This window comes from Salipiger thiooxidans (genome assembly GCF_900102075.1).
GTDB classification, from domain to species: domain Bacteria; phylum Pseudomonadota; class Alphaproteobacteria; order Rhodobacterales; family Rhodobacteraceae; genus Salipiger; species Salipiger thiooxidans.
Genome location: NZ_FNAV01000006.1, coordinates 275,780 through 296,589, shown reverse-complemented (window position 1 = coordinate 296,589; position 20,810 = coordinate 275,780). Strand labels below are relative to the sequence as shown.

Annotated in this window: 17 protein-coding genes; 3 read left to right on the top strand and 14 right to left on the bottom strand. The window is 67.4% G+C overall.

From position 1 onward, the window contains the following. Positions 1-2: 2 nt before the first annotated feature. The 8 genes from BLQ77_RS11415 to BLQ77_RS11380 are packed head-to-tail and all read right to left on the bottom strand — an operon-like array spanning position 3 to position 6,863. Positions 3-830, bottom strand: a complete 828-nt coding sequence (locus tag BLQ77_RS11415) for a polysaccharide deacetylase family protein (protein WP_089959077.1) — start codon at positions 828-830, stop codon at positions 3-5. Between the two features lie 23 nt (positions 831-853). Then, entirely contained in the window at positions 854-1,609 is a 756-nt protein-coding gene (locus tag BLQ77_RS11410; protein WP_089959073.1) for an SDR family NAD(P)-dependent oxidoreductase, read from the bottom strand. Beyond that, positions 1,606-2,367, bottom strand: coding sequence for an SDR family NAD(P)-dependent oxidoreductase (locus BLQ77_RS11405; RefSeq protein WP_089959070.1), 762 nt, complete (start codon positions 2,365-2,367; stop codon positions 1,606-1,608). Before BLQ77_RS11405 ends, BLQ77_RS11410 begins: the two co-directional genes overlap by 4 nt. Next, positions 2,360-3,079: an ABC transporter ATP-binding protein gene (locus tag BLQ77_RS11400; RefSeq protein ID WP_089959066.1), complete on the bottom strand. Its 720-nt coding sequence runs from the start codon at positions 3,077-3,079 to the stop codon at positions 2,360-2,362. Before BLQ77_RS11400 ends, BLQ77_RS11405 begins: the two co-directional genes overlap by 8 nt. Then, positions 3,066-3,875: an ABC transporter ATP-binding protein gene (locus tag BLQ77_RS11395; protein WP_089959062.1), complete on the bottom strand. Its 810-nt coding sequence runs from the start codon at positions 3,873-3,875 to the stop codon at positions 3,066-3,068. Before BLQ77_RS11395 ends, BLQ77_RS11400 begins: the two co-directional genes overlap by 14 nt. Beyond that, positions 3,872-4,813: a branched-chain amino acid ABC transporter permease gene (locus BLQ77_RS11390; protein WP_008883144.1), complete on the bottom strand. Its 942-nt coding sequence runs from the start codon at positions 4,811-4,813 to the stop codon at positions 3,872-3,874. Before BLQ77_RS11390 ends, BLQ77_RS11395 begins: the two co-directional genes overlap by 4 nt. Further along, on the bottom strand, positions 4,810-5,682 hold the full coding sequence (locus tag BLQ77_RS11385) for a branched-chain amino acid ABC transporter permease (RefSeq protein WP_089959058.1): 873 nt from the start codon (positions 5,680-5,682) through the stop codon (positions 4,810-4,812). The genes BLQ77_RS11390 and BLQ77_RS11385 overlap by 4 nt, the downstream gene beginning before the upstream one ends. Before the next feature lie 20 nt (positions 5,683-5,702). Continuing rightward, on the bottom strand, positions 5,703-6,863 hold the full coding sequence (locus tag BLQ77_RS11380; protein ID WP_165617076.1) for an ABC transporter substrate-binding protein: 1,161 nt from the start codon (positions 6,861-6,863) through the stop codon (positions 5,703-5,705). Between the two features lie 264 nt (positions 6,864-7,127). On the opposite strand from BLQ77_RS11380, the gene BLQ77_RS11375 reads away from it, so the two are divergent. After that, positions 7,128-9,539, top strand: a complete 2,412-nt coding sequence (locus tag BLQ77_RS11375; RefSeq protein ID WP_089959052.1) for a penicillin acylase family protein — start codon at positions 7,128-7,130, stop codon at positions 9,537-9,539. A gap of 150 nt (positions 9,540-9,689) precedes the next feature. Beyond that, positions 9,690-10,523 carry an IclR family transcriptional regulator gene (locus BLQ77_RS11370; RefSeq protein ID WP_242661688.1) on the top strand — a complete coding sequence of 278 codons (834 nt, stop codon included), beginning with the start codon at positions 9,690-9,692 and terminating at the stop codon, positions 10,521-10,523. A gap of 12 nt (positions 10,524-10,535) precedes the next feature. Here BLQ77_RS11370 and mtgA read toward each other — a convergent pair whose 3' ends face one another. The 5 genes from mtgA to BLQ77_RS11345 all read right to left on the bottom strand — a co-directional run bounded on the left by mtgA (position 10,536) and on the right by BLQ77_RS11345 (position 19,025). Beyond that, complete coding sequence (gene mtgA / locus BLQ77_RS11365; protein ID WP_040383657.1) at positions 10,536-11,294, bottom strand: monofunctional biosynthetic peptidoglycan transglycosylase; 759 nt, start codon at positions 11,292-11,294, stop codon at positions 10,536-10,538. Positions 11,295-11,643: 349 nt separating this feature from the next. After that, positions 11,644-12,168, bottom strand: a complete 525-nt coding sequence (locus BLQ77_RS11360) for a GAF domain-containing protein (RefSeq protein WP_008883168.1) — start codon at positions 12,166-12,168, stop codon at positions 11,644-11,646. A gap of 278 nt (positions 12,169-12,446) precedes the next feature. Further along, complete coding sequence (gene gltB, locus BLQ77_RS11355) at positions 12,447-16,988, bottom strand: glutamate synthase large subunit (protein WP_040383655.1); 4,542 nt, start codon at positions 16,986-16,988, stop codon at positions 12,447-12,449. Positions 16,989-17,070: 82 nt separating this feature from the next. Then, a complete protein-coding gene (locus BLQ77_RS11350; RefSeq protein WP_165617075.1) occupies positions 17,071-17,508 on the bottom strand; it encodes a GFA family protein in 438 nt (145 codons plus the stop codon). An 80-nt stretch (positions 17,509-17,588) separates the two neighbouring features. Then, a complete protein-coding gene (locus BLQ77_RS11345; RefSeq protein ID WP_008883297.1) occupies positions 17,589-19,025 on the bottom strand; it encodes an NAD(P)-dependent oxidoreductase in 1,437 nt (478 codons plus the stop codon). Positions 19,026-19,251: 226 nt separating this feature from the next. Between BLQ77_RS11345 and BLQ77_RS11340 the strand changes: the two genes are divergently transcribed. Further along, complete coding sequence (locus BLQ77_RS11340; protein ID WP_008883106.1) at positions 19,252-20,055, top strand: undecaprenyl-diphosphate phosphatase; 804 nt, start codon at positions 19,252-19,254, stop codon at positions 20,053-20,055. Between the two features lie 282 nt (positions 20,056-20,337). On the opposite strand, the gene rlmH is transcribed toward BLQ77_RS11340, so the two are convergent. Then, positions 20,338-20,808 (bottom strand): 23S rRNA (pseudouridine(1915)-N(3))-methyltransferase RlmH, encoded by a 471-nt coding sequence (rlmH, locus tag BLQ77_RS11335; protein WP_089959044.1) that lies wholly within the window; start codon positions 20,806-20,808, stop codon positions 20,338-20,340. Positions 20,809-20,810: the final 2 nt, after the last annotated feature.

The window sequence follows — 20,810 nt, the reverse complement described above, 5'->3', positions numbered from 1 at the left end:
GCTCAGCTCTCGTACTCGTCGGACCACGCCTGCGCCACTTCGGCGCCGGTGGCGAACCAGACATCGGGGAAGCTGCGCATGAAGGCGATCATCTCGCGCAGCAGGGCGATGCGGCTGGGCCGTCCGCTGATCTGCGGGTGCATCACGAGGTTGTAGAGCCCGCCCCAGCGGTAGATCTCGCGAAACTCTTCCTTCCAGAGGCTGCCCACGGCTTCGGTGGACTGGATAGAGCGCGGCGTCTGCAACGAGAACAGCGCGTGTGGCGCGTCATCGAGCGACCAGTGCCACGGCAGCTCGATCACACCGTCGCCGCCGTCATCCATCTTGTGGCGGTAGGGGTTGATGCCGTCCATGAGCGACGAGTTGTAGAGGAAGCCGCGGTCCTTCAGCAGGGTGAAGAGCAGGGGGCTCACCTCGCCCGCGGGCGAGCGGTACCCCTTGGGCACGATGCCCACCTCGCGCTTCAGCGCCTCGAGCCCCTTGTCCATCTCCTCGACCTCGGCCGCGTCGTCATCCGAGGACCAGCGGTGCGAATAGCTGTGGTGGGCGAGCTCGTGCCCCTCCTTGAGGATCATCTCGACCTTGTCGGTGTGGTTCTCGACGGTCCAGCCGGGGGTGAAGAAGGTGGCAGGCACCTGCGCGTCGTGAAGGGTTTCGAGGATCTTCGGCACCCCCATGACCGCGCCGTAGCGGCCCTGGCTCAGGATGCCGGGGCGGCGGACGTTGTCGGGGTTGCGCGAGGTCCAGAGGGTCTCGGCGTCGAAGTCGAAGGTCAGCATGACGGCGACGCGGGCGCCGTGGGGCCATTTGACGGAGGTGTCGAACTTCATGGGGTGTGTCCTTTCGTGATCGGTCAGACGGCGTCGGGCGGCAGGTAGCGGGCGGCGAGATAGCCGCCGTCCACCGGCAGCACGACGCCGGTGACGAAGCTGGCGTCGTCCGAGGCGAGGAAGGCGATGGCCGCCGCCTGTTCCTCGGGCTGGCCGGGGCGTCCGAGCGGCGTCGTGTCCATGTGGAGCGCGCGGTAGCGCGGGTCCTTGAAGTAGTTGGCGGTCATGTCGGTCTGCACCACGCCGGGGGCGATGGCGTTGACCCGCAGGCCGCGCGGGGCGAAATCGCCCGCGAGCTGCCGGGTGAGCTGGCCGATGCCCGCCTTGGCCACGGCATAGGCTGTGGTGCCAGACGCGCCGAGGATGCCGAAGGTCGAGGCGAGGTTGACGATGCTGCCGCCCGGCTGGGTCAGGTGGGGCAGCAGGTCGCGGGTGATGCGCATGGTGGCGGTGAGGTTGACGTCGATGATCCGCGCCATCAGCTCGTCGCTGGACTTCTCCAGCGGACCCGAGCCGCCCATGCCGGCGTTGTTCACCAGCACGTCGATGGTCTGCGTGTGCTCGAGCGCGGCGGCAAGGATACGCTGGCCGGCGTCCGCGTCCGAGATGTCGAGCGCCAGCGAGGGTTGCCCGAGCGCTGCGGCGGTCTCGGCGACCTTGTCCTGCAGGTCCACGAGCAGCACCCTGGCGCCTTCCGCAACCAGCCGCGCGGCAGTGGCGGCGCCGATGCCGCCCGCGGCGCCGGTGACCACGGCGAACTTGCCTTCGAAACGGGTCATGCGAGACGTCCTCCGTCGACCGGCAGCGCTACGCCGGTGGTGAAGCTGGCGGCGTCGCTCAGCAGGTAGAGCGTGGCCTCGGCGACCTCGTTCGGCGTGCCGAAGCGGCCCATCGGGTGGACGGCCAGCAGGCGCTTCATCAGTGCCTCGCGGGCCTCGCCCTCGAAGCGGTCCACGTTCGAGCGGTGCATGGGCGACTCGATGGTGCCGGGGCAGACGCAGTTCACCCGGATGGCCTCGGGGGCGTGGGCGATGGCGAGGCTGCGCATGAGCTGCACCACCGCGCCCTTCGAGGCGGAATAGGCGGGCAGGAAGGGCGAGCCGATCATCCCGGCCGTGGACGAGAACAGCACCATCGAGCCCGCGCCCTTGGCCCGCATCTGCGGGATGAAGGACTTGGCGGTGAGCCAGCAGCCCTTGACGTTGATCGCGAAGAGCCGGTCCCAATCCGCTTCCTCGACGTCGATGGCCGAGCAGGAGGGGCCGATGATCCCCGCCGCGGCCACCACCAGATCGACGCCGCCGAAGCTGTCCTGTGCCACCTGCGCGGCGCGCTGCACGTCGGCGGCCTGCGTGATGTCGCCGGGCACGACCACGGCGCCGGGGCAGAGCGCGGCGGTCTCGGCCAGCGCGTCCTCGCTCAGGTCGAAGAGCACGAGCTGGCCGCCCTCGCGGGCGATGCCCGCGGCGACGGCGCGGCCGAGCGCGCCGCCCGCGCCGGTGATGACGGCGGTCTTGCCGGTGAAACGGTCAGGCATCCTGATGGCCTCCTAGATAGAATTCCTGCAGTTCCGACATGGCGATGCCGTCGCCGACCGCGGTCTCATGGGCGATGCGTCCGCCGCGGATGACGTAGAGCCGGTCGGCGATGTCGAGCGCCATGCCGACGTTCTGCTCGACCAACAGCAAGGTCAGCCCGAGCTCGCGCAGGCCGAGGATGGCCTCGGCGATCTCTTCCACGATCTTGGGCGCCAGCGCCGCCGAGGGCTCGTCGAGCAGCAGCACCGAGGGCCGCGACATCAGCGAGCGCCCGATCGAGAGCATCTGCCGCTCGCCGCCCGAGAGCATCCCCGCGGCCACGCGGCGGCGCTCCTTGAGGCGGGGGAAGCGAGTGTAGACCGCCTCGAGATCGATGGCGATCCCGGCGCGGTCCTTGCGGCGGTGATAGGCGCCCATGCGCAGGTTGTCCTCGACGCTCATGGCGCCGAAGGCCTCCTTGCCCTGCGGCACCAGCGACAGGCCGAGACCCGCGCGCGCCTCGGGGGCGATGCCCGCCATGTCGCGCCCGTCGACGGTGACGGTGCCCGATTGCAGGCCGACCAGCCCCATGATCGCCTTGAGCGTCGTGGACTTGCCGGTGCCGTTGCCGCCCAGCAGCGCCACGAGCCCGCGCTTGGGGATCTCGAGCGAGACGCCGTGCAGGATGCGGGTGTTGCCGTAGCCGGCCTCGATGTTGTCAAGCTTGAGCACGGCGCGACCATCCTTTCCCGATATAGGCCTCGATCACCGCCGGGTCGTTGACCACGGTCTCGGGGTGGCCCTCGGCGATCAGCTCCCCCGAGTCGAGCACCACGACCCGGTCGCAGAGCTCGCGCACGACGCGCATGTCGTGCTCGATGAGCAGGATAGAGATGCCGAACTCGTCGCGCATCCGCTTGATCAGCGCGATGAGCCGGTCGACGTTGGGCGGCGCGAGCCCGGCGGCGGGCTCGTCGAGCAGGAAGAGCTTGGGCCCGCTCAGCACCCCGCGCGCCAGCTCGACCATGCGCTGCTGCCCGATGGACAGCGCCGTGACCGGGCGCCCGGCGAATTGCTCGAGTTCGAACATCGCCAGCAGGTCGCGGGCCCTCGCGCGGACCTCGTCCTCTTCGGCGCGCGCCGAGGGCAGGTTCAAGAGCGAGGACAGCAGCCCGCGCTTCATGTGGATATGCGTCGCGGTCAGCATGTTGTCCTCGACGCTCATCGAGGTGAACATCCGCAGCATCTGGAAGCTGCGCGCGATGCCAAGGCGCGCGCGCCGGTAGGGGGCGACGCCGGTGATGTCCTTGCCGGCAAAGCGGATGGTGCCCTTGTCGGGGGCAAGCTCGCCGGTCAGCAGGTTCACCATCGTCGACTTGCCCGAGCCGTTGGGGCCGATCAGCCCCACGATCTCGCCCTGGCCCACGGTCACGTCGACACCGTCGACGGCGGTGATGCCGCCGAAGCGGCGCACGATCCCGCGCGCCTCGAGCACCGGCCTTGTCATGTTGGTCTCCGTCTCGGTCATGCCCGCCGGGTCCTCGCGTTGCGCACGAGCTGCATGATGCCGCCCGGCAGGAAGGTGATGGTGAGGATCAGCAGCACGCCGAAGAACAGCATCTTGTAGCGCGAGAACTCGCCCAGGCTTTCGGGGATGATGGTCAGGATGAAGGCGCCGACGATGGGGCCGAGGAAGGTGCCCTTGCCGCCGAGGATCATGATCGCGAGGATGATCGACGAGATGAAGATGGTGAAGTCGTCGGGGGCGGCGGTCCGCATCGTGTAGGCGTTGAGCGCACCGGCGGCACCGGCAAAGGCAGCGGACGCCACGAAGGCCGAGAGCTTGGTGGTCGTGGTGTTCACGCCCACCGCCTGCGCCAGCGTCTCGTCATCGCGCACGGCAATCCACTCGCGCCCGAGCCGGGAATGCACCAGCCGCCAGGCGACGACGATGGCCACCGCGGCCAGCGCCAGCGTCAGCCAGTAGTAGGAGTCCAGCGACTGCACGTTGAAGCGGATGATGCCGAGGATGCTGGTCTCGCCCACGCCGGGAACGAGGATGCCGTTCTGGCCTCCGGTGAAGTCGGTCCATTGCACCAGCGTCAGGTAGACCACGGTCTGGAAGGCGATGGTGACGATGGCGAGGAAGTGCCCCTTCACCCGCAGCGCCGGCACCCCGAGCACCAGCCCGAAGAGCCCGGCGATGATGATTCCGGCGGGCAGGTTGATCCAGACCCCGGTGCCCAGATCGCGCGACATGATCGCGGTGGTATAGGCGCCGATGCCGAAGAACGCCGCCTGCGCAAAGGAGAACTGACCGCAATAGCCCGCGACGAGGTTCAGGCCTACCGCCAGCACGAGGTTGGTGAGGGTCAGCGTCATGACGCTGAGCCCGTGCCCGCCCAGCACCACAGGCGCCAGCGCCAGCAGGGCTATGGCAGCGGCGAAGAGTGCGAGATGTTTCATGAGCGCTCCAGTTTCCGGCCGAAGATCCCCTGCGGCCAGGCCAGCAGCACGATGACCACCATCAGGAAGCCCACGATGTCGCGCAGCCCGTTGCCGAGATAGGCCGAGGTCATCGACTCGACGATGCCCAGCATCAGCCCTGCGGCGGCGGCGCCGGTCACGCTGCCCATGCCGCCGAGGATGACCACAGTGAAGGCCTTGAGCACGATCATGTTGCCGATCAGCGGGTGCACCATGAAGACCGAGGACATCAGGAAGCCCGCGACGCCCGCGAAGACGGCACCGGTCATGAAGGTGACGATGGCCACCCGCGACACCCGGATGCCGCACATGCGGGCCACGGTGGGCTGCTGCGCCATGGCGCGCAGGCTCATGCCCACCCAAGTGTAACGCAGCAGGAGATGAAGAGCCCCCACCAGCACGATCATCGCCACGGGGATCAGCGCGCGCTGGAGGGGGAGGTAGACGGGTCCGATTTCCACCGGAACCATCGACAGGTCCGTGCGCAGCAGCATCGGCTGCGGGCCGATCACCAGCAGCGCGGCGTTCTGCAGCACCACGGCGAGGCCGAAGGAGGAGACGATCGAATTGGTCGGGTCCTTGTCCTTCACTTGCCGGTTCAGGATCTGCTCGGCGAGGAAGCCGAGCAGCGCGGCGAACGCCACGACACCGAGCAGCGAGACGATCAGCGGCAGGCCGAGCACCGTGGCCAGCCCGATGCCCGCGAAACCGCCCAGCATGTAGAATTCCCCGTGGGCGAAGTTGACGATGCCGAGGATCCCGAAGATCAGCGTCAGTCCCACGGCGACCAGCACGTAGGAGCTTCCCACGACGATGCCGTTGGCGAGGTATTGAAGGAACAAGTCCATTTCAGATCATCCAGTCCGGATCAGGCCAGGGTGCGTACGCCGTCCTTGATCACGGCGATGAAGTTCGGGAAGTCCACGCTGCCCTTGGCGTCAAAGGCCGCGGTCGCGCCCTCGGGGCCCTGGACGATGGGGAAATCGGCCAAGCCCGTGGCGATCATGTCGCGCACTGCCTTGCTGTCGGTGCCGCCGGTGCGGCGGACCGCCTCGATGCCGATGGAGGTCGAATCGAAGCCCAGCGAGTTCAGCGTGCCCGCCGCTTGGCCGACCTCGGCCTCGAAGCGCTTGCCGAACTCGGCGCCGTAGACGTTGGGGGTCGAGGGCTCGTAGAGCGTTGCCACCGCAAAGCCCTCGGACGCCGGGCCGGCCAGTTCGATGAAGTCGTCGCTGACCATCGAGCCCGAGCCCACGAACTGGGTGCGCAGCCCGACCTCGGTCGCCTGCCGCACGATCATCGCGCCGTCGCCGGCCCAGCCGCCGATATAGACCGCGTCGGGCTTCTCGGAGCGGATGCGGGTCAGCAGCGTGGTGAAGTCCTGCTCACCGGCGTTGTAGGTGTCGCGAGACAGGATCTCGCCGCCGTTGTCCTTGACCACCTGCTCGACCTGGTCGCCGAGCGAGTAGCCGTAGGAGCCCGAGTCGTGGATGATCGCGACGGTCTTGGCGCCGAACCTGCCGGTGATCGCGTTGGCGGTATCGAGGCCCTGGTCGACGCTCGACGGCCAGGAGCGGAAGAACCACGGGTTGCCGGGCTCGTTGGCGTCGGTGGCCGCGACCGAGGTCGAGCCGCCCGAGAGCAGGGGCACGCCGTATTCCTTGGTGATCTGCATCGTGGCGATGACCACGGCCGAGGCGTAGGTGCCGACGATGAACGGCACCTTGTCGGTCTCGATCAGCTTGCGCACCGCGATCACGCCGCGGGTGGTGTTGGCCTCGTCATCCTCGACCATGAGCACGATCTCGCGGTCGAGTGCGCCGCCGGCGGCGTTGGCTTCCTTGACGGCGAATTCGAGCCCCTTGAGCACCTGGTGCCCTTCGATGGCGGCCGGCCCGGAGAGCGGCAGCATGCCTCCGATCTTCAGCTCCGAGGGGGTCTGCGCGCGGATGATTGCGGGGGTGGCGAGCGTCGCGCCGGTGGCGCCGGCAATGAGTCTGAGGGCCTGACGGCGGTGCAGTCTGGTCATGTCGATGATCCCTGTGGTTGCTTCCGAGGTCTGTGTCAGTCTGGCTGCCTCGGGCGATTTTTGATTTGCCCGTATCGCAATGCAATTCATGTTTGCGGCAGGGATTTCGTGGGTCAAGATATTTCTCCGGCGAAAAACCCTTTTGTTAAAAAGATAATCGTGATGCGGCGTCCTTTCGGGCGTCTTCAGAAAATCGCCATATGTGTATTGCAAAACAATACGACAGTGACGCAATCTGCATGAGAATCAGCATCAGGAGCCCGCATGAGCAATCTGGCCAGACCCGCCGCGACCCCCGACGAGACCCGTGCCGGGGCGCCCTCGGCCGAGACCATCCGCGTCGCCGGACTTGCGTCCGAGGCCGAGATTCGCGTCGATCGCTGGGGCGTGCCGCATCTGCGCGCGGGCTCGGCTGCGGACGGCTTCTTCGTGCAGGGCTTCAACGCCGCGAGGGACCGGCTCTGGCAGATCGACCTCTGGCGCAAGCGCGGGCTGGGGCTGCTCTCGGGCGATTTCGGTCCCGGTTACCTTGAACAGGACGCGGCGGCGCGGGCCTTCCTGTTCCGGGGTGACATGGCGGCGGAATGGGTCGCCTACGCCCCCGACACCCGCGACATATGCGAGAGCTTCGTGGCGGGGATCAACGCTTTCATCGCGCTCACCGAAGCGGAGCCTGCGCGCCTGCCCGAGGAATTCGCGCAGATGGGAACCACGCCCGCGCGCTGGCAGGCCGAGGACGTGTTGCGCATCCGCAGCCATGCGCTGACGCGCAACGCGCTTTCCGAGATCATGCGCGCCTGCCTGATGACCGGGATCTCCGCCGAATCTGACCTGCTGCGCAAGAACCTCGAGCCGCTGGTGCGCCCCGGCAACGCGGGCGAGGTCGACCCTGCGGTTTTCACCCCGCGCATCCTCGACGTTTTCCGGCTCGCCACGGCACCGGTCACCTTCTCGCCCGAGCGCCTTGCCGCGACTGTTGCGGAGGCGGGCAAGTGGCGCAAGGTGACGCCGCTCGCAGAGGTCATCGCGGACGCCGACTGGACCGGCTCCAACCATTGGGCCATCGCCGGCAGCCACAGCGCGACCGGCCGCGCGATCATGGCGACCGACCCGCACCGCACCCACGGCCTGCCGTCGCTGCGCTACGCGGTGCACCTGAAGACGCCCGAGTTCGACGTGATCGGGGCAGGGGAGCCCTCGGCGCCGGGAATCTCGCTCGGGCACAACGGCATCATCGCCTTCAGCCAGACCATCTTCAGCGCAGACCAGGAGGACATCTACCTCTACGAGACCGACCCGGCGAATCCCGACCGCTACCTCTGTGACGGCGAATGGACCGACATGGAGCTGGTCGAGGAAAGCTTCCCGCTGCGCGACGGCGCGTCAGAGACGCGGGTGCTGCGCTTCACCAGGCACGGGCCGGTGCTCTGGCAGGATCCTGAGCGCAACCTCGTCTTCGCCCTGCGCTCGGTCTGGTTCGAGCCGGGCTCCGCGGCCTATCTCGCCGGGCTCTCGTCGATGCGGGCAACGACCCTCGACGGGTTCCGCGCTGCGATCGCTCGATTCGGCACGCCGTCCCTGAACCACCTCTACGCCGACACCTCAGGCACCATCGCGTGGATGCCCTATGGCATGATCCCGGTGCGTCACAACTGGGACGGGCTGCTGCCGGTGCCGGGTGACGGGCGGTTCGAGTGGGACGGGTTTGTGCCGCTCGACACCATGCCACTGACGGTGAACCCGACCTGCGGCTACGTCTATTCCGCAAACGAGGCCAACCTGCCCGAGGATTGGGATCACGAGGCCAACCGCGTGGGCTTTGAGTGGCTCGAGGCCAGCCGCGCCCGCCGCATCGCGGACGTGCTGGGCTCGGAAGCGCCCGGCAGCCACGGCATCGCACAGTCCATCGCGTTGCAGACCGACGTCATGACCGAGCCCGGGCTGCGCCTGAGGGCGCTTCTGGCGCCGCTCTCGGCCGAAGGCGCCACCGGGGAGGCGCTGGCGATGATCGCGGGCTGGGACGGCATGGCGGCCGCGGGCTCTGCCGGCGCGGCGCTCTGCGAATACTGGTACGCGCGGCACCTGAAGCCGGCGCTCTTCGCGCTCTTCGTGCCCGACCCCAGGCTGCGCCCGCTGATGGAGCCCGGCGACGTCGAGGGTATCCTGAAGGCGCTGGAAACCCCGGGCGTGGCCTTTGGCCAGGCGCCCGCTGCGGCCCGCGACGCACTGCTTCTCGAGACGCTGGCCTCCGCCCATGCCGCGCTGGCCGCGACACTCGGCGAAGACGCCTCCGAATGGCGCTGGGGCGATCTGCACCACGGTTTCTTCGAGCATCCGCTCGGCCCCGTGGCGGGCGAGGCGTGGCGCAAGAGCCACGACGTCGGGCCGCTCGCCAAGGGCGGCAGCGCCTCGACGGTGATGCACGCCGCCTACCGCACCTCCGACTTCCGCGTGACCATGGGGGCCTCGGTGCGCATCGTCATGGACGTTGGCAACTGGGACGAGAGCGTCTTCATCAATGCGCCCGGGCAATCGGGCGACCGTCGCTCGCCGCATTACGACGATCTCGCGCCGCACTGGGCCAAGGGCGAGTATGTGCCCTTCCTCTATAGTGACGCCGCGGTCGAGGAGGCGACGGCGCAGGTCATCCGCCTGCTGCCCGCCTCCGGCAGCTGAGAGAGGGCCGCATGACCCCGGGGGAGGAGGTGCGCGCCGGGACTTCCAACGGCGCGGCGCGGTTGGTATTCAGGGGAAACCTCTTTCCCGGCCCTTGTCTCGCCGACCCCGGGACCGGCCGCAGTGGATGGTGACAGCTTGGATCAGGACGTGAATCGCCCGCAGGAGACCACGGTCCCGGAAATCGACCGCGCCTTCCCGCGCACCGATACCGAGGTCGACGAGCGTCTCTTCCTCAAGTCCGTGGCGCGGGCCATGGACGTGCTGTCGGTCTTCGCCGAGAACCCCACACCGATGTCGCTGGGCGAGATCGCCGCCATCACCGGCGAGAACAAGAGCTCGGTGCAGCGCATCGCTCAGACCTTCCTCGTGCTGGGCTATCTCGAGAAGACCGAGCAGGGGCGGCTGGTGCCCGGCCGCCGCATCCTCGAGCGCAGCTTCGACTACATGCGCTGCAACCCCCTGATCGAGCGCGCGACGCCGGTGCTCACCGACCTGCGCAAGATCAGCGGCGAGCGGGTGGACCTGAGCCTCTTCGACGCGCGCCACCGGATCAAGCGGCTCGAGGTCATCTACGGCATCCGGATGCAGAGCAAGCGCGAGACCTTCTACGCCACGCTCACCGGGCGGCGGAAGCCGACCTTCCTGACCTCCGGCGGGCGGGCCTGCATGGCGCATCTGCCCGACGCCGAGATCGCCGACATCCTCGAACTTTCGGACCTGACGCCCTCGACGCCGAAGTCGCGCTGCAAGCCCGAGGAGATCTGGGAAATCATCGCCGAGGTCCGGCAGGACGGCTACTGCTTCGCCGCCGAGGAGACGCTGATCGGCGAATTGGCTCTGGCGGCGGCGGTCTGCGACAAGTCGGGCATGCCGGTGGGGGCGGTGCACATCGCCGGATCGCTCGGGGACTGGTCGCCGACCGAGTTCCGCAAGCGCTTTGCCCCGCTCGCGGTCGAGGCCGCGCGCGCGCTCAGCGACTGACCCTCTCAGAGCTTACTCGAAACAGTCCGCCCGCCCGTCGCGGGCGATGGTGGCCGCCCCGTCGCGGATCTGCGACGCACGGCGCTCGACAAAGGCCGAGGGGCGCGAGGCCGAGCGGTCCTTTGGGTCGGGCAGGATGGCCGCCAGCCGCGCCGCCTGCGTGGCGCTGAGGTTCTTCGCGGAGACGCCGAAGTAATGCTCGGCGGCGGCCTCGACGCCGAACACGCCCTCGTCGAACTCGGCGATGTTGAGATAGACCTCGAGGATCCGCTTCTTCGACCAGACCGCCTCGACCAGCGGCGTGACCCCGGCCTCGAGTGCCTTGCGCAGCCAGTTGCGGCCCTGCCAGAGATAGGCGTTCTTCACGGTCTGCTGGCTGATGGTCGAGGCACCGCGGTTGCTGCCCTCGGCGATGGCGGCCCGGATGGCGCGCATGTCGAAGCCCCAGTGGGTGCAGAAGTTCGCGTCCTCGGCCGCCACGACCGAGCGCAGCATCACCGGTGCCATTTCCTCGGCATCTACCCAGTCGTAGTCCACCGGCCCGCCGAGCCGGCGGCCCTCGGACCACATGGTGTAGGTGGTGGGCGGGTTGAGCACCTTGTAGGCCAGCACCAGCACGAAGCCCGCGGCAAGCAGCGCGAGCGCGGCGCGCAGCGCCATGCGGGTCAGCCAGCGCACCGGGTTGGCGCGCCGGAGCGGCTCCGCGACGGCTGTCCGGAGATCCTTGGTCTTGCCCGCTTTTGTCTGCTTCTTCCTGCTCGTGCGTGCCATGTCGTCAGTATTCGCACAGCCCATCGCCGCGGAAAAGAACCTGCGCGCGGGGGAGGGGCGTTCTTGCGGTCCGGGGATCTTCGGGCGGGGCCTTCTGCCGCGGATTTCCTGTGAAACGGCGCCCCGACCTGTGGCGCGGATGCATCGCGTTTGTCGCGCCGGAAGGGGCGGCAAAGAGGTAACCATTTATTAAGGAGTTCCGGCGAATCTCGCTGTTACCGGGACGTTCGCATCGTGTGTACTGGGGTGATGCGACGCCGTGGCCGGGCTTGACGGACGACCGGGCTCCACGATGAGGGGCGCGGAGCCCGGCCATACATCAGACGCACCGCCCGGGCGGGGCGGTGCGTCAATCGATCAAGACGTGAAGTTGGGAAATACCGTCACGTTCGAGAATGTTCTGTGCCTTGCGCTGCATGTAGCGCGTCGTCTGCCGGGCCAGGTAGGACATGATGTGCATGTCCCGCTCTTCCCAGGTCCGGGGGACGGTGTCGCCGACGCAGAGCACGGCGAAGGGCGTGTCGAAGGGGCCGTAGATCGGGTAGCCGAGATAGGCGCGAATCCCGAGTTCGGCAAAGCCGGGGTGATTCTTGTAGCGCGGATCCTCGAGCACGTCCTCGATCACCAGGGGTTCGGGGTAGGTCAGCACGTGGCTGCACACCGACAGGTCAAGCGGCGTTTCGTGCATCTTGTCATAGGGCTCGGCAAGGCCGCGGTCCGCGACAAAGACCTGACGGTCCTTCGCGGTGTCGATGACGGTCACAAGGGCTACGGGAACGCGAAGCAACTGCACGGCGACATCCACGGTCGCCTGCAGCGAATACCTGTCTTCCGATGCCAGCAACGCAAGGTCGCTTAGGCGCAGGATCTCCATATCGAGGTCAACCCTTCTGGGATGATTGAGCCCAATATTCCGGGCAACTATGCCACCAACCACTACCTATAAGTGTATCAACAAGTATAGTTAGCACACTAAAGCTGAGGAAGCTCAACCTCAAACATCATCATCACAGATGCGTGAGCGAGTATCTGCCAAGTAAGTTTCCAAACAGGACGCTCGGCGTTTCCATAACATGGATTTTCGGCAGCGACAAAAGAGAACGCCCGGGATTTTCATCCCGGGCGCCTTGTTTCCTGCGGTTGCCGGCCGGATCACTCGGCGGGCACGGCGATGTCCGACTCGATGCCCAGCGGGTGGGCGAGCTTGTTGAGCATCTCTTTCGGGCAGACCTGCACGAAGTGGCCCTTCTCGAGCTCCCAGTGCTGCAGGATGTCCTGACCCTTGCGGCTCTTGGTCTCGGCGACGTGACGCTCGATCAGGCCCTTCACCTCGTCTTCCCAATGGCCTTCCGACACCGGGCAGCTCACGAGGCTTTCCATGTTCATCATGTCGGTCGCCTCGCCCTTGGGGTCGTAGAGATAGGCCATGCCGCCGGTCATGCCGGCGCCGAAGTTGGCGCCGATCGGGCCGAGGATCACCGCCACGCCGCCGGTCATGTACTCGCACCCGTTCGAGCCGCAGCCCTCGACCACCACCTTGGCGCCCGAGTTCCGCACCGCGAAGCGTTCGCCCGCGCGGCCCGCCGCGAAGAGGTAGCCGTCGGTCGCACCGTAGAGCACGGTGTTGCCGATGATGGTGTTGTCATCGGCCTTGAGCGGCGACATCATCGGCGGCCGCACCACGATCATGCCGCCCGACAGGCCCTTGCCGACGTAGTCGTTGGCATCGCCCGAGACCTCGATCTTGAGGCCCGGTGCCGCGAAGGCGCCCAGCGACTGGCCGGCGCTGCCGGTCAGCTTGACGTGCAGGTGGTCGGGCTGCAGCGCATTGCGCATCCCGAACTTCGACACGATGTGCGACGAGGTCCGCGTGCCCACGGTCCGGTGCGTGTTCTGCACCGCGTAGGAGAGCTGCATCTTCTCGCCGTCCTGCAGAAAGCGGTGACCGTCGCGGACGATCTCGGCGTCGAGCGTGTCGAGCACCGGGTTCCGGTCCTTGTTGCGGTCGTAGACGATGTCGTCGGCCCCATCCACGCGGATCAGAAGCGGGTTGAGGTCGAGGTCGTCCAGATGCTCGGCGCCACGCGAGACCTGGCGCAGCAGGTCGGCGCGGCCGATCACGTCGTTCAGGCTGCGCGCGCCGATGGAGGCGAGGATCTCGCGCACCTCGGTGGCGTAGAAGGTGATGAGGTTCACCACCTTGTCGGCGTTGCCGGTGAACTTGCCGCGCAGCGCCTCGTCCTGGGTGCAGACGCCCACCGGGCAGGTGTTCGACTGGCACTGGCGGACCATGATGCAGCCCATGGCGATCAGCGCGGCGGTGCCGATGCCGAACTCCTCGGCGCCCATCATGGCGGCCATGACGATGTCGCGGCCGGTGCGCAGGCCACCGTCGGTACGAAGCGTGACGCGGTCACGCAGCTTGTTCATCGCCAGCACCTGATGCGCCTCGGTGAGACCCATCTCCCACGGCAGACCTGCGTGCTTGATCGAGGTCGCGGGCGAGGCACCCGTGCCGCCGTTGTGGCCCGAGATCAGGATGATGTCGGCCTTGGCCTTGGCCACGCCCGCCGCGATGGTGCCGACGCCCGAGGACGCCACCAGCTTCACCGTCACCTTGCAGCGCGGGTTGATCTGCTTGAGATCGTAGATCAGCTGCGCAAGGTCCTCGATCGAGTAGATGTCGTGGTGCGGCGGCGGCGAGATCAGCGTCACACCCTTGGTCGAGTGGCGCAGGCGGGCGATCAGGTCGGTGACCTTCATGCCCGGAAGCTGGCCGCCCTCACCGGGCTTGGCGCCCTGTGCGACCTTGATCTCGAGCTCTTCGCAGTGGTTGAGGTACTCGGCGGTGACTCCGAAACGCCCCGAGGCCACCTGCTTGATCTTCGCCGACGGGTTGTCGCCGTTGGGCTCGGGCACGAAATGTGCCGGATCCTCGCCACCCTCGCCGGAGTCCGACTTGGCGCCGATGCGGTTCATCGCGACGTTGAGCGTCTTGTGCGCCTCGGGCGAGAGCGCCCCCAGCGACATGCCCGGCGTGACGAAGCGCTTGCGGATCGAGGTGATCGACTCGACTTCCTCGATGGGGATGGGCTTGCCGATGGGCTTCACGTCCAGCAGGTCGCGCAGGTGGATCGGCGGGTTGGCCCGCATCGCCTTGGAATAGGTCTTCCACAGCTCGTAGGAAGCCTTGTTGCAGGCCGCCTGCATGAGGTGCATGGTCTGCGCGCCCCAGGCATGGGTCTCGCCGGACTTGCGTGCCTTGTAGAAGCCGCCGATCGGCAGCACGTCGCGGCCGCCGCGGAAGCCCAGCTTGTGGATCTCCTCGGCCTTCTGCTGGATGCCGTGCACACCGATGCCGGAGATGCGCGAGAGCATGCCGGGGAAGTACTCGGCACACATGGCGCGCGACAGGCCCACGGCCTCGAAGTTGAGGCCGCCGCGGTAGGACGAGATCACCGAGATTCCCATCTTGGCCATGATCTTCAGCAGACCCTGGTCGATGGCCTCGCGGTAGCGCGTGACGTTCTCGGTGAGCGAGCCCTCGAGCAGGCCGCGGTCGATGCGGTCGGCAAGGCTGTCGAGCGCGAGGTAGGGGTTCACGATGGTCGCGCCGCAGCCCACCAGCACCGCGAAGTAATGCGGGTCGATGCACTCGGCCGAGCGCACGCCGAGCGAGCAGAACGTCCGCAGGCCCTTCTTGGTCAGCCACGAGTGCACGGCGCTGGTCGCGAGGATCATCGGCATGGCGATGCGCTCTTCGGACTGGTGCTGGTCGGTGAGCACGATGTGCCCGCCGCCCGAACGCACGGCGTCCTCGGCCTCGGCCCGGATCCGGGCGAGGCCGTCACGCAGCGCGCCTTCGCCGGCGTCGGTGGGGAAGGTGCAGTCGATCTCGACCAGCTGCGCGTTGAAGTGCTCCACCAGCTCCGCGAACTGCGCGTTGGCCACGAACGGGCTCTCGAGCACGAGGATCTCGGTCTGCGACGAGGATTCGTCGAGCACGTTCTTCAGGTTGCCGAAGCGCGTCTTGAGCGACATCACCCGGTATTCCCGGAGGCTGTCGATCGGCGGGTTGGTCACCTGGCTGAAGTTCTGGCGGAAGAAGTGCGACAGCGGGCGATACTTCTTCGACAGGACCGCCGACGGGGTGTCGTCGCCCATCGAGGCCAGCGCCTCCTTGCCGTCCTCGGCCATCGGCGCGAGCACCTGCTCGAGCTCCTCGATGGTGTAGCCCGCCGCGATCTGGCGCTTGCGCAGCTCACCTGCGGTGAACAGCGGCTTCTCGGTGATGCCGGCCAGCGCCTCGTCGAGATCGGTGATCTTGCCGACCCACTCGCCGAACGGCTGCGAGGCCGCGAGGCGGTTCTTGATGTCGGTGTCGTGGTAGAGCTTGCCCTCTTCCATGTCGACCGCGATGAGCTGGCCCGGTCCGAGCGCGCCCTTTTCGCGCACGGAGCCTTCCTCGACCGGCACCATGCCCGCCTCGGAACCCGCGATCAGCAGGCCGTCGCCGGTGACGACGTAGCGCATCGGGCGCAGGCCGTTGCGGTCGAGCCCGCCGCAGACCCAGCGACCGTCGGTCATGGCAAGTGCTGCGGGGCCGTCCCACGGCTCCATCACCGAGTTCACGTAGGAATACATGTCGCGCCACGCCTGCGGCAGCTCGACCGCCTGCTTGGACCACGATTCGGGGATCAGCATGGTTTTGGCCATGGGCGCGTTGCGGCCGGCGCGGACCAGCACCTCGAACACCGCGTCGAGCGCCGCCGAGTCGGATGCGCCGTTGGCGATGATCGGCTTGATGTCCTCGGCCATCTCACCGAACGTCGACGAGGCCATGCGGATCTCGTGGCTCTTCATCCAGTTGGTGTTGCCCTTCAGCGTGTTGATCTCGCCGTTGTGGGCGAGCATGCGGAACGGCTGCGCCAGCCACCACTGCGGGAAGGTGTTGGTCGAATAGCGCTGGTGGTAGATCGCGAAGGCGGATTCGAAGCGCTCGTCCTGCAGGTCGGGATAGAACTCCGATACCTGCTCGGCCAGCATCATGCCCTTGTAGATGATCGAGCGGCAGGACAGCGAGGCGATGTAGAGCTCGTTGATGCCGGCGGCCGCTGCGGCCTTCTCGATGCGTCGACGGATGACGTAGAGCTCGCGCTCGAAGGTCTCCTCATCGACGCCCTTGGCGTTCGAGATCAGGATCTGCTCGATCTCCGGGCGCGTCGCGTTGGCCTTCTCGCCGAGGCAGTCGACCGAGACGGGCACGTGGCGCCAGCCGTAGATGTAGTGGCCCATGCGAAGCACTTCGGTCTCCACGATGGTCCGGCAGGTCTCCTGCGCGCCGAAGTTGGTGCGGGGCAGGAAGACCTGGCCCACGGCCATCAGCTCGTCCTTGCGCGGCGCGTGGCCGGTGCGGTCGATCTGGTCGTAGAAGAAGGCCACCGGGATCTGCACGTGGATGCCCGCGCCGTCACCGGTCTTGCCGTCGGCGTCCACGGCCCCGCGGTGCCAGATCGCCTTGAGCGCGGTGATGCCAGCGTCGACGACCTTGCGCGACGGCTTGCCGTCGATCGAGACCACGAGGCCCACGCCGCAGGACGAATGCTCATGTTCCTCGCGGAACATGCCGTTCTCGGTCATCCACTTGCGCTTGGCTTCCTCGGCGGCGGCCCAGTTCTCGTCGTACTTGGTCATGGCATTGTACCTCCATGCGGGGTCGCGTCGTGCGACCGGTTGTTCGGATCCGGCGCGGGGCCGGGAATGGGTCGGTCGCGGATCAGGCGCCATCGACCTGGGCGCCGTAGCGCGCCAGTGTCTCGGCGCGGGTCATCCGCGGGTGATCGCCGGTCAGCGCCCAGCAGTCGGGCTTCTGGTCGCTGAAGATCTCGCGTTCGAGTGTCAGCCCGTCGGCGTCGTCGAGCAGTCCGATGGTCAGCTCGTAGTCGCCGGCGTCGTCGACGCCCTTGTCGTAACGGTACCAGAGCACCGAGCCGCAGGTGCCGCAGAAGGCGCGGCTGGCCCAGTCCGAGGAGCGGTAGGCGCGGATGGCCTCGGCGCCCTCGATCTCCATGTCAGCGGCCGGGACGGTGACGGCGAACAGCGCCGATCCGGCCCAGCGGCGGCATTGTTCGCAGTGACAGACGCCGAAACCACTCAGCGACTTCGCGGTGAAGCGCACCGCGCCGCACAAACACCCGCCCGTCCGTTCCGGCATGTCCTGTTCCTCTGGCATGGAGCGGCGGACCATCCGGCGCTCCGGCTTGCGGGGCACCCCGGCCGGGATGCTCGCGGGCGTCACTCGGCCGCGATGGCCGCTTGCTTGTCGAAGTCCTGCAGCACGTGCTCGGCGCAGTCGCGGCCGTCACGGATGGCCCAGACCACGAGGCTCGCGCCGCGCACGATGTCGCCCACGGCATAGACGCCGGGCAGGGCGGTGCGGCCCGAGGTGAACTCGGCCTTCACGGTGCCCCAGCGGGTCACTTCCAACTCGGGCGCGCCCCAGAGTGTCGGCAGCTCTTCCGGCTCGAAGCCGAGCGCCTTGATCACCAGGTCGGCGGGCTCTTCATAGTCCGAGCCCTCGATGATCTCGGGGGACTGGCGGCCCGACGCGTCGGCAAGGCCGAGGCGCATCTTCTGTACGATCACGCCCGAGACAGGCTCGCCCTTGAAGCCCTTGGGCGCGGTGAGCCATTCGAACTGCACGCCTTCTTCTTCGGCGTTCTGCACTTCGCGCTGGCTGCCTGGCATGTTGGCGCGGTCGCGACGGTAGAGACACTTCACGCTGTCCGCGCCCTGGCGGATCGCGGTGCGGACGCAGTCCATAGCCGTGTCGCCGCCGCCGATCACCACGACCTTTTTGCCCTTAGCGTTCAGCTCGCCGCTCTCGAACTCGGGGACGCTGTCGCCGAAGTTGGCGGCGCGGTTCGACGCGGTGAGATAGTCGATGGCCTTGACGATGCCGGCGGCGCCCGAGCCCGGGCCCTTGAGGTCGCGCGACTTGTAGACGCCGGTGGCGATGATCAACGCGTCATGCTGGTCGCGGATGTCCTCGAAGGACATGTCGACGCCGACGTCGCAGTTCATCACGAAGCGCACGCCGCCGTCTTCGAGCTGCTGCATGCGGCGCATGACCACGTCCTTTTCGAGCTTGAAGCCCGGGATGCCGTAGGTCAGCAGGCCGCCGCCACGGTCGTAGCGGTCATAGACGGTCACCTGAACGCCGGCGCGGCGCAGCATGTCGGCGGCGGCAAGGCCACCCGGGCCCGCGCCGATGATGCCGACGCTCTCGGCGCGCTCGATGGCGGGCGAGGCGGGGGTCACCCAGCCCTTTTCCCATGCGGTGTCGGTGATGTACTTCTCGACCGAGCCGATGGTCACGGTGCCATGGCCCGACTGCTCGATGACGCAGTTGCCCTCGCAGAGACGGTCCTGCGGGCAGATGCGGCCGCAGATCTCGGGGAAGGTGTTGGTCGCCTGGCTGACCTCGTAGGCCTCCTGCAGGCGGCCGGTCGCGGTCAGGCGCAGCCAGTCCGGGATGTTGTTGTGCAGCGGGCAATGCGACTGGCAGTAGGGCACGCCGCACTGCGAGCAACGGCTCGACTGCTCGGTCGCCTTCGCGTCGGCAAACTCGGCATAGATTTCATCGAAGTCCTTGTTGCGGGTCTCCGCATCGCGCTTCACGGGCATGTCCCGCTCGATCTTCACGAATTTGAGCATCGGCTGTTTCGCCATGTTCCTGGGTCTCCGAACAAGTCCTTGGGTCGAGCCTCAATACTCAAAGCGAAATCGAAATAAAAGTCAGAAGAGTTGACCTATATTCAGATTATTTGCACCGGTCCTGCGACCGTGCAGTCATTTTTTGTGAAATTTAGGTCGTATACCGGACCTATTAGCCGCTTTCGCCTTGCGAACGCTCAGGTTATACGGCTGGTGTCAGGCTAGCTGGAGGTCCGTGAACATGCCAATGCTGCAATTGATCCTGCTGGCCCTGATACAGGGTATTACCGAGTTTCTGCCCATTTCTTCCTCGGGTCACCTGATTCTTCTGCCGAATCTTACCGGCATGGCCGACCAGGGCCAGGCCATCGACGTGGCCGTACACGTCGGCACGCTGGCGGCCGTGGTGCTCTACTTCTGGGCCGACGTGAAGGTTGCGCTCGCGGGGACCGTCGACCTGATCGTCGGGCGCCGCCAGACCCCGGCGGCGCGGCTGGCACTCGGCCTTGCCATCGCGACCATCCCGGTGGTCATCGCGGGCCTCGCCATGAAGCTCACCGGCCTCGACGAGGCGCTGCGCTCGGTTGCCGTCATCGGCTGGACCATGCTCGGCTTCGGCATCGTGCTGTGGTGGGCGGACCAGAAGGGCGCCACCCACAAGACCGAGGCCGACTGGGGGCCGATCGAGGCGCTCAAGATGGGGCTCTGGCAGGCGGTCGCGCTGATCCCCGGCACGTCGCGTTCGGGCATCTGCATCACTGGCGCGCGCTTCATGGGCTACAACCGCCACGACGCCGCCAAGATCTCGATGCTGATGTCGATCCCGACCATCCTCGCCTCGGGCGTGCTGCTCGGGGCCGAAGTCGCCTCCGAGGCAGATGCGCAGGTGGCCATCGACGGGCTCATCGGCGCGGTCTTCGCCTTTGCCGCGGCGCTGGGGGCGCTGGCGCTGATGATGCGGCTTCTGCGTTCGGTCAGCTTCACCCCCTACGTCATCTACCGCGTCATCTTGGGCGCGGGCCTGCTGTGGTACGCCTACGCCTGAGCTTCAGGCGTCGGTCCGGACTTCGTGGGGAAAAGTTCGGCCCCGGAGTTGGGGACTCCGGGGCCTCAGGATGTGCCGGCCTGGGACGCAGTCAGAAAGGACCGCTGGGGACAGGTGACCGACACATTCACGCCTGTCTGATGGCAGCGCGACGGCGTGCTCGAATCTCGGGTAATTCAAGGGTGTTGAGGCTGGCAATCGCGGTTTTCTACCGCGGGCGGAAAGCCGCCTTCGGTTAGTCCGGCCGGGCGGAAAACTGCCGAGGGTTGTGTCCGCCACGCCTCAGGCGCGGTGGTAAGGGCTTCCCGAGAGGATGGACGCCGCGCGGTAAAGCTGCTCGGCGAGCATCACCCGCACCAGCATGTGCGGCCAGACCATCTGACCGAAGGACAGCGCCATGTCGGCCTCGGCCCGCAGCGCGGGGTCGATGCCGTCCGCGCCGCCGATCACGAAGGCCAGGTCCTGGGTGCCGTTGTCGCGCACGCGGCCAAGTTCAGCGGCGAAATCGGGCGATGTCATCAGCCGGCCGCGCTCGTCGAGAATGCAGAGCCGCGCGCCCGAGGGCAGGGCACGGCGCAGCAGGTCGGCCTCGGCCGCCATGCCGCCGCCCTTGCGGTCATCGACCTCGACGATGCGCACGGGACCGAGCCCAAGCGCCCGTCCGGTGCGGTCGAAGCGTTTCAGGTAATCGTCAACAAGCTCGCGCTCCGGGCCCGCCCGAAGGCGTCCCACGACGCAGAGATGGACACGCATGC

What these genes read in the sequence shown, in the direction of transcription:
- BLQ77_RS11415 (WP_089959077.1), bottom strand. Translation starts at nt 830, where the DNA reads ATGAAGTTCGACACCTCCGTCAAATGGCCCCACGGCGCCCGCGTCGCC.
- BLQ77_RS11410 (WP_089959073.1), bottom strand. Translation starts at nt 1,609, where the DNA reads ATGACCCGTTTCGAAGGCAAGTTCGCCGTGGTCACCGGCGCCGCGGGC.
- BLQ77_RS11405 (WP_089959070.1), bottom strand. Translation starts at nt 2,367, where the DNA reads ATGCCTGACCGTTTCACCGGCAAGACCGCCGTCATCACCGGCGCGGGC.
- BLQ77_RS11395 (WP_089959062.1), bottom strand. Translation starts at nt 3,875, where the DNA reads ATGACCGAGACGGAGACCAACATGACAAGGCCGGTGCTCGAGGCGCGC.
- BLQ77_RS11390 (WP_008883144.1), bottom strand. Translation starts at nt 4,813, where the DNA reads ATGAAACATCTCGCACTCTTCGCCGCTGCCATAGCCCTGCTGGCGCTG.
- BLQ77_RS11385 (WP_089959058.1), bottom strand. Translation starts at nt 5,682, where the DNA reads ATGGACTTGTTCCTTCAATACCTCGCCAACGGCATCGTCGTGGGAAGC.
- BLQ77_RS11380 (WP_165617076.1), bottom strand. Translation starts at nt 6,863, where the DNA reads ATGACCAGACTGCACCGCCGTCAGGCCCTCAGACTCATTGCCGGCGCC.
- BLQ77_RS11375 (WP_089959052.1), top strand. Translation starts at nt 7,128, where the DNA reads ATGAGCAATCTGGCCAGACCCGCCGCGACCCCCGACGAGACCCGTGCC.
- mtgA (WP_040383657.1), bottom strand. Translation starts at nt 11,294, where the DNA reads ATGGCACGCACGAGCAGGAAGAAGCAGACAAAAGCGGGCAAGACCAAG.
- BLQ77_RS11360 (WP_008883168.1), bottom strand. Translation starts at nt 12,168, where the DNA reads ATGGAGATCCTGCGCCTAAGCGACCTTGCGTTGCTGGCATCGGAAGAC.
- gltB (WP_040383655.1), bottom strand. Translation starts at nt 16,988, where the DNA reads ATGACCAAGTACGACGAGAACTGGGCCGCCGCCGAGGAAGCCAAGCGC.
- BLQ77_RS11350 (WP_165617075.1), bottom strand. Translation starts at nt 17,508, where the DNA reads ATGCCGGAACGGACGGGCGGGTGTTTGTGCGGCGCGGTGCGCTTCACC.
- BLQ77_RS11345 (WP_008883297.1), bottom strand. Translation starts at nt 19,025, where the DNA reads ATGGCGAAACAGCCGATGCTCAAATTCGTGAAGATCGAGCGGGACATG.
- BLQ77_RS11340 (WP_008883106.1), top strand. Translation starts at nt 19,252, where the DNA reads ATGCCAATGCTGCAATTGATCCTGCTGGCCCTGATACAGGGTATTACC.
- rlmH (WP_089959044.1), bottom strand. Translation starts at nt 20,808, where the DNA reads ATGCGTGTCCATCTCTGCGTCGTGGGACGCCTTCGGGCGGGCCCGGAG.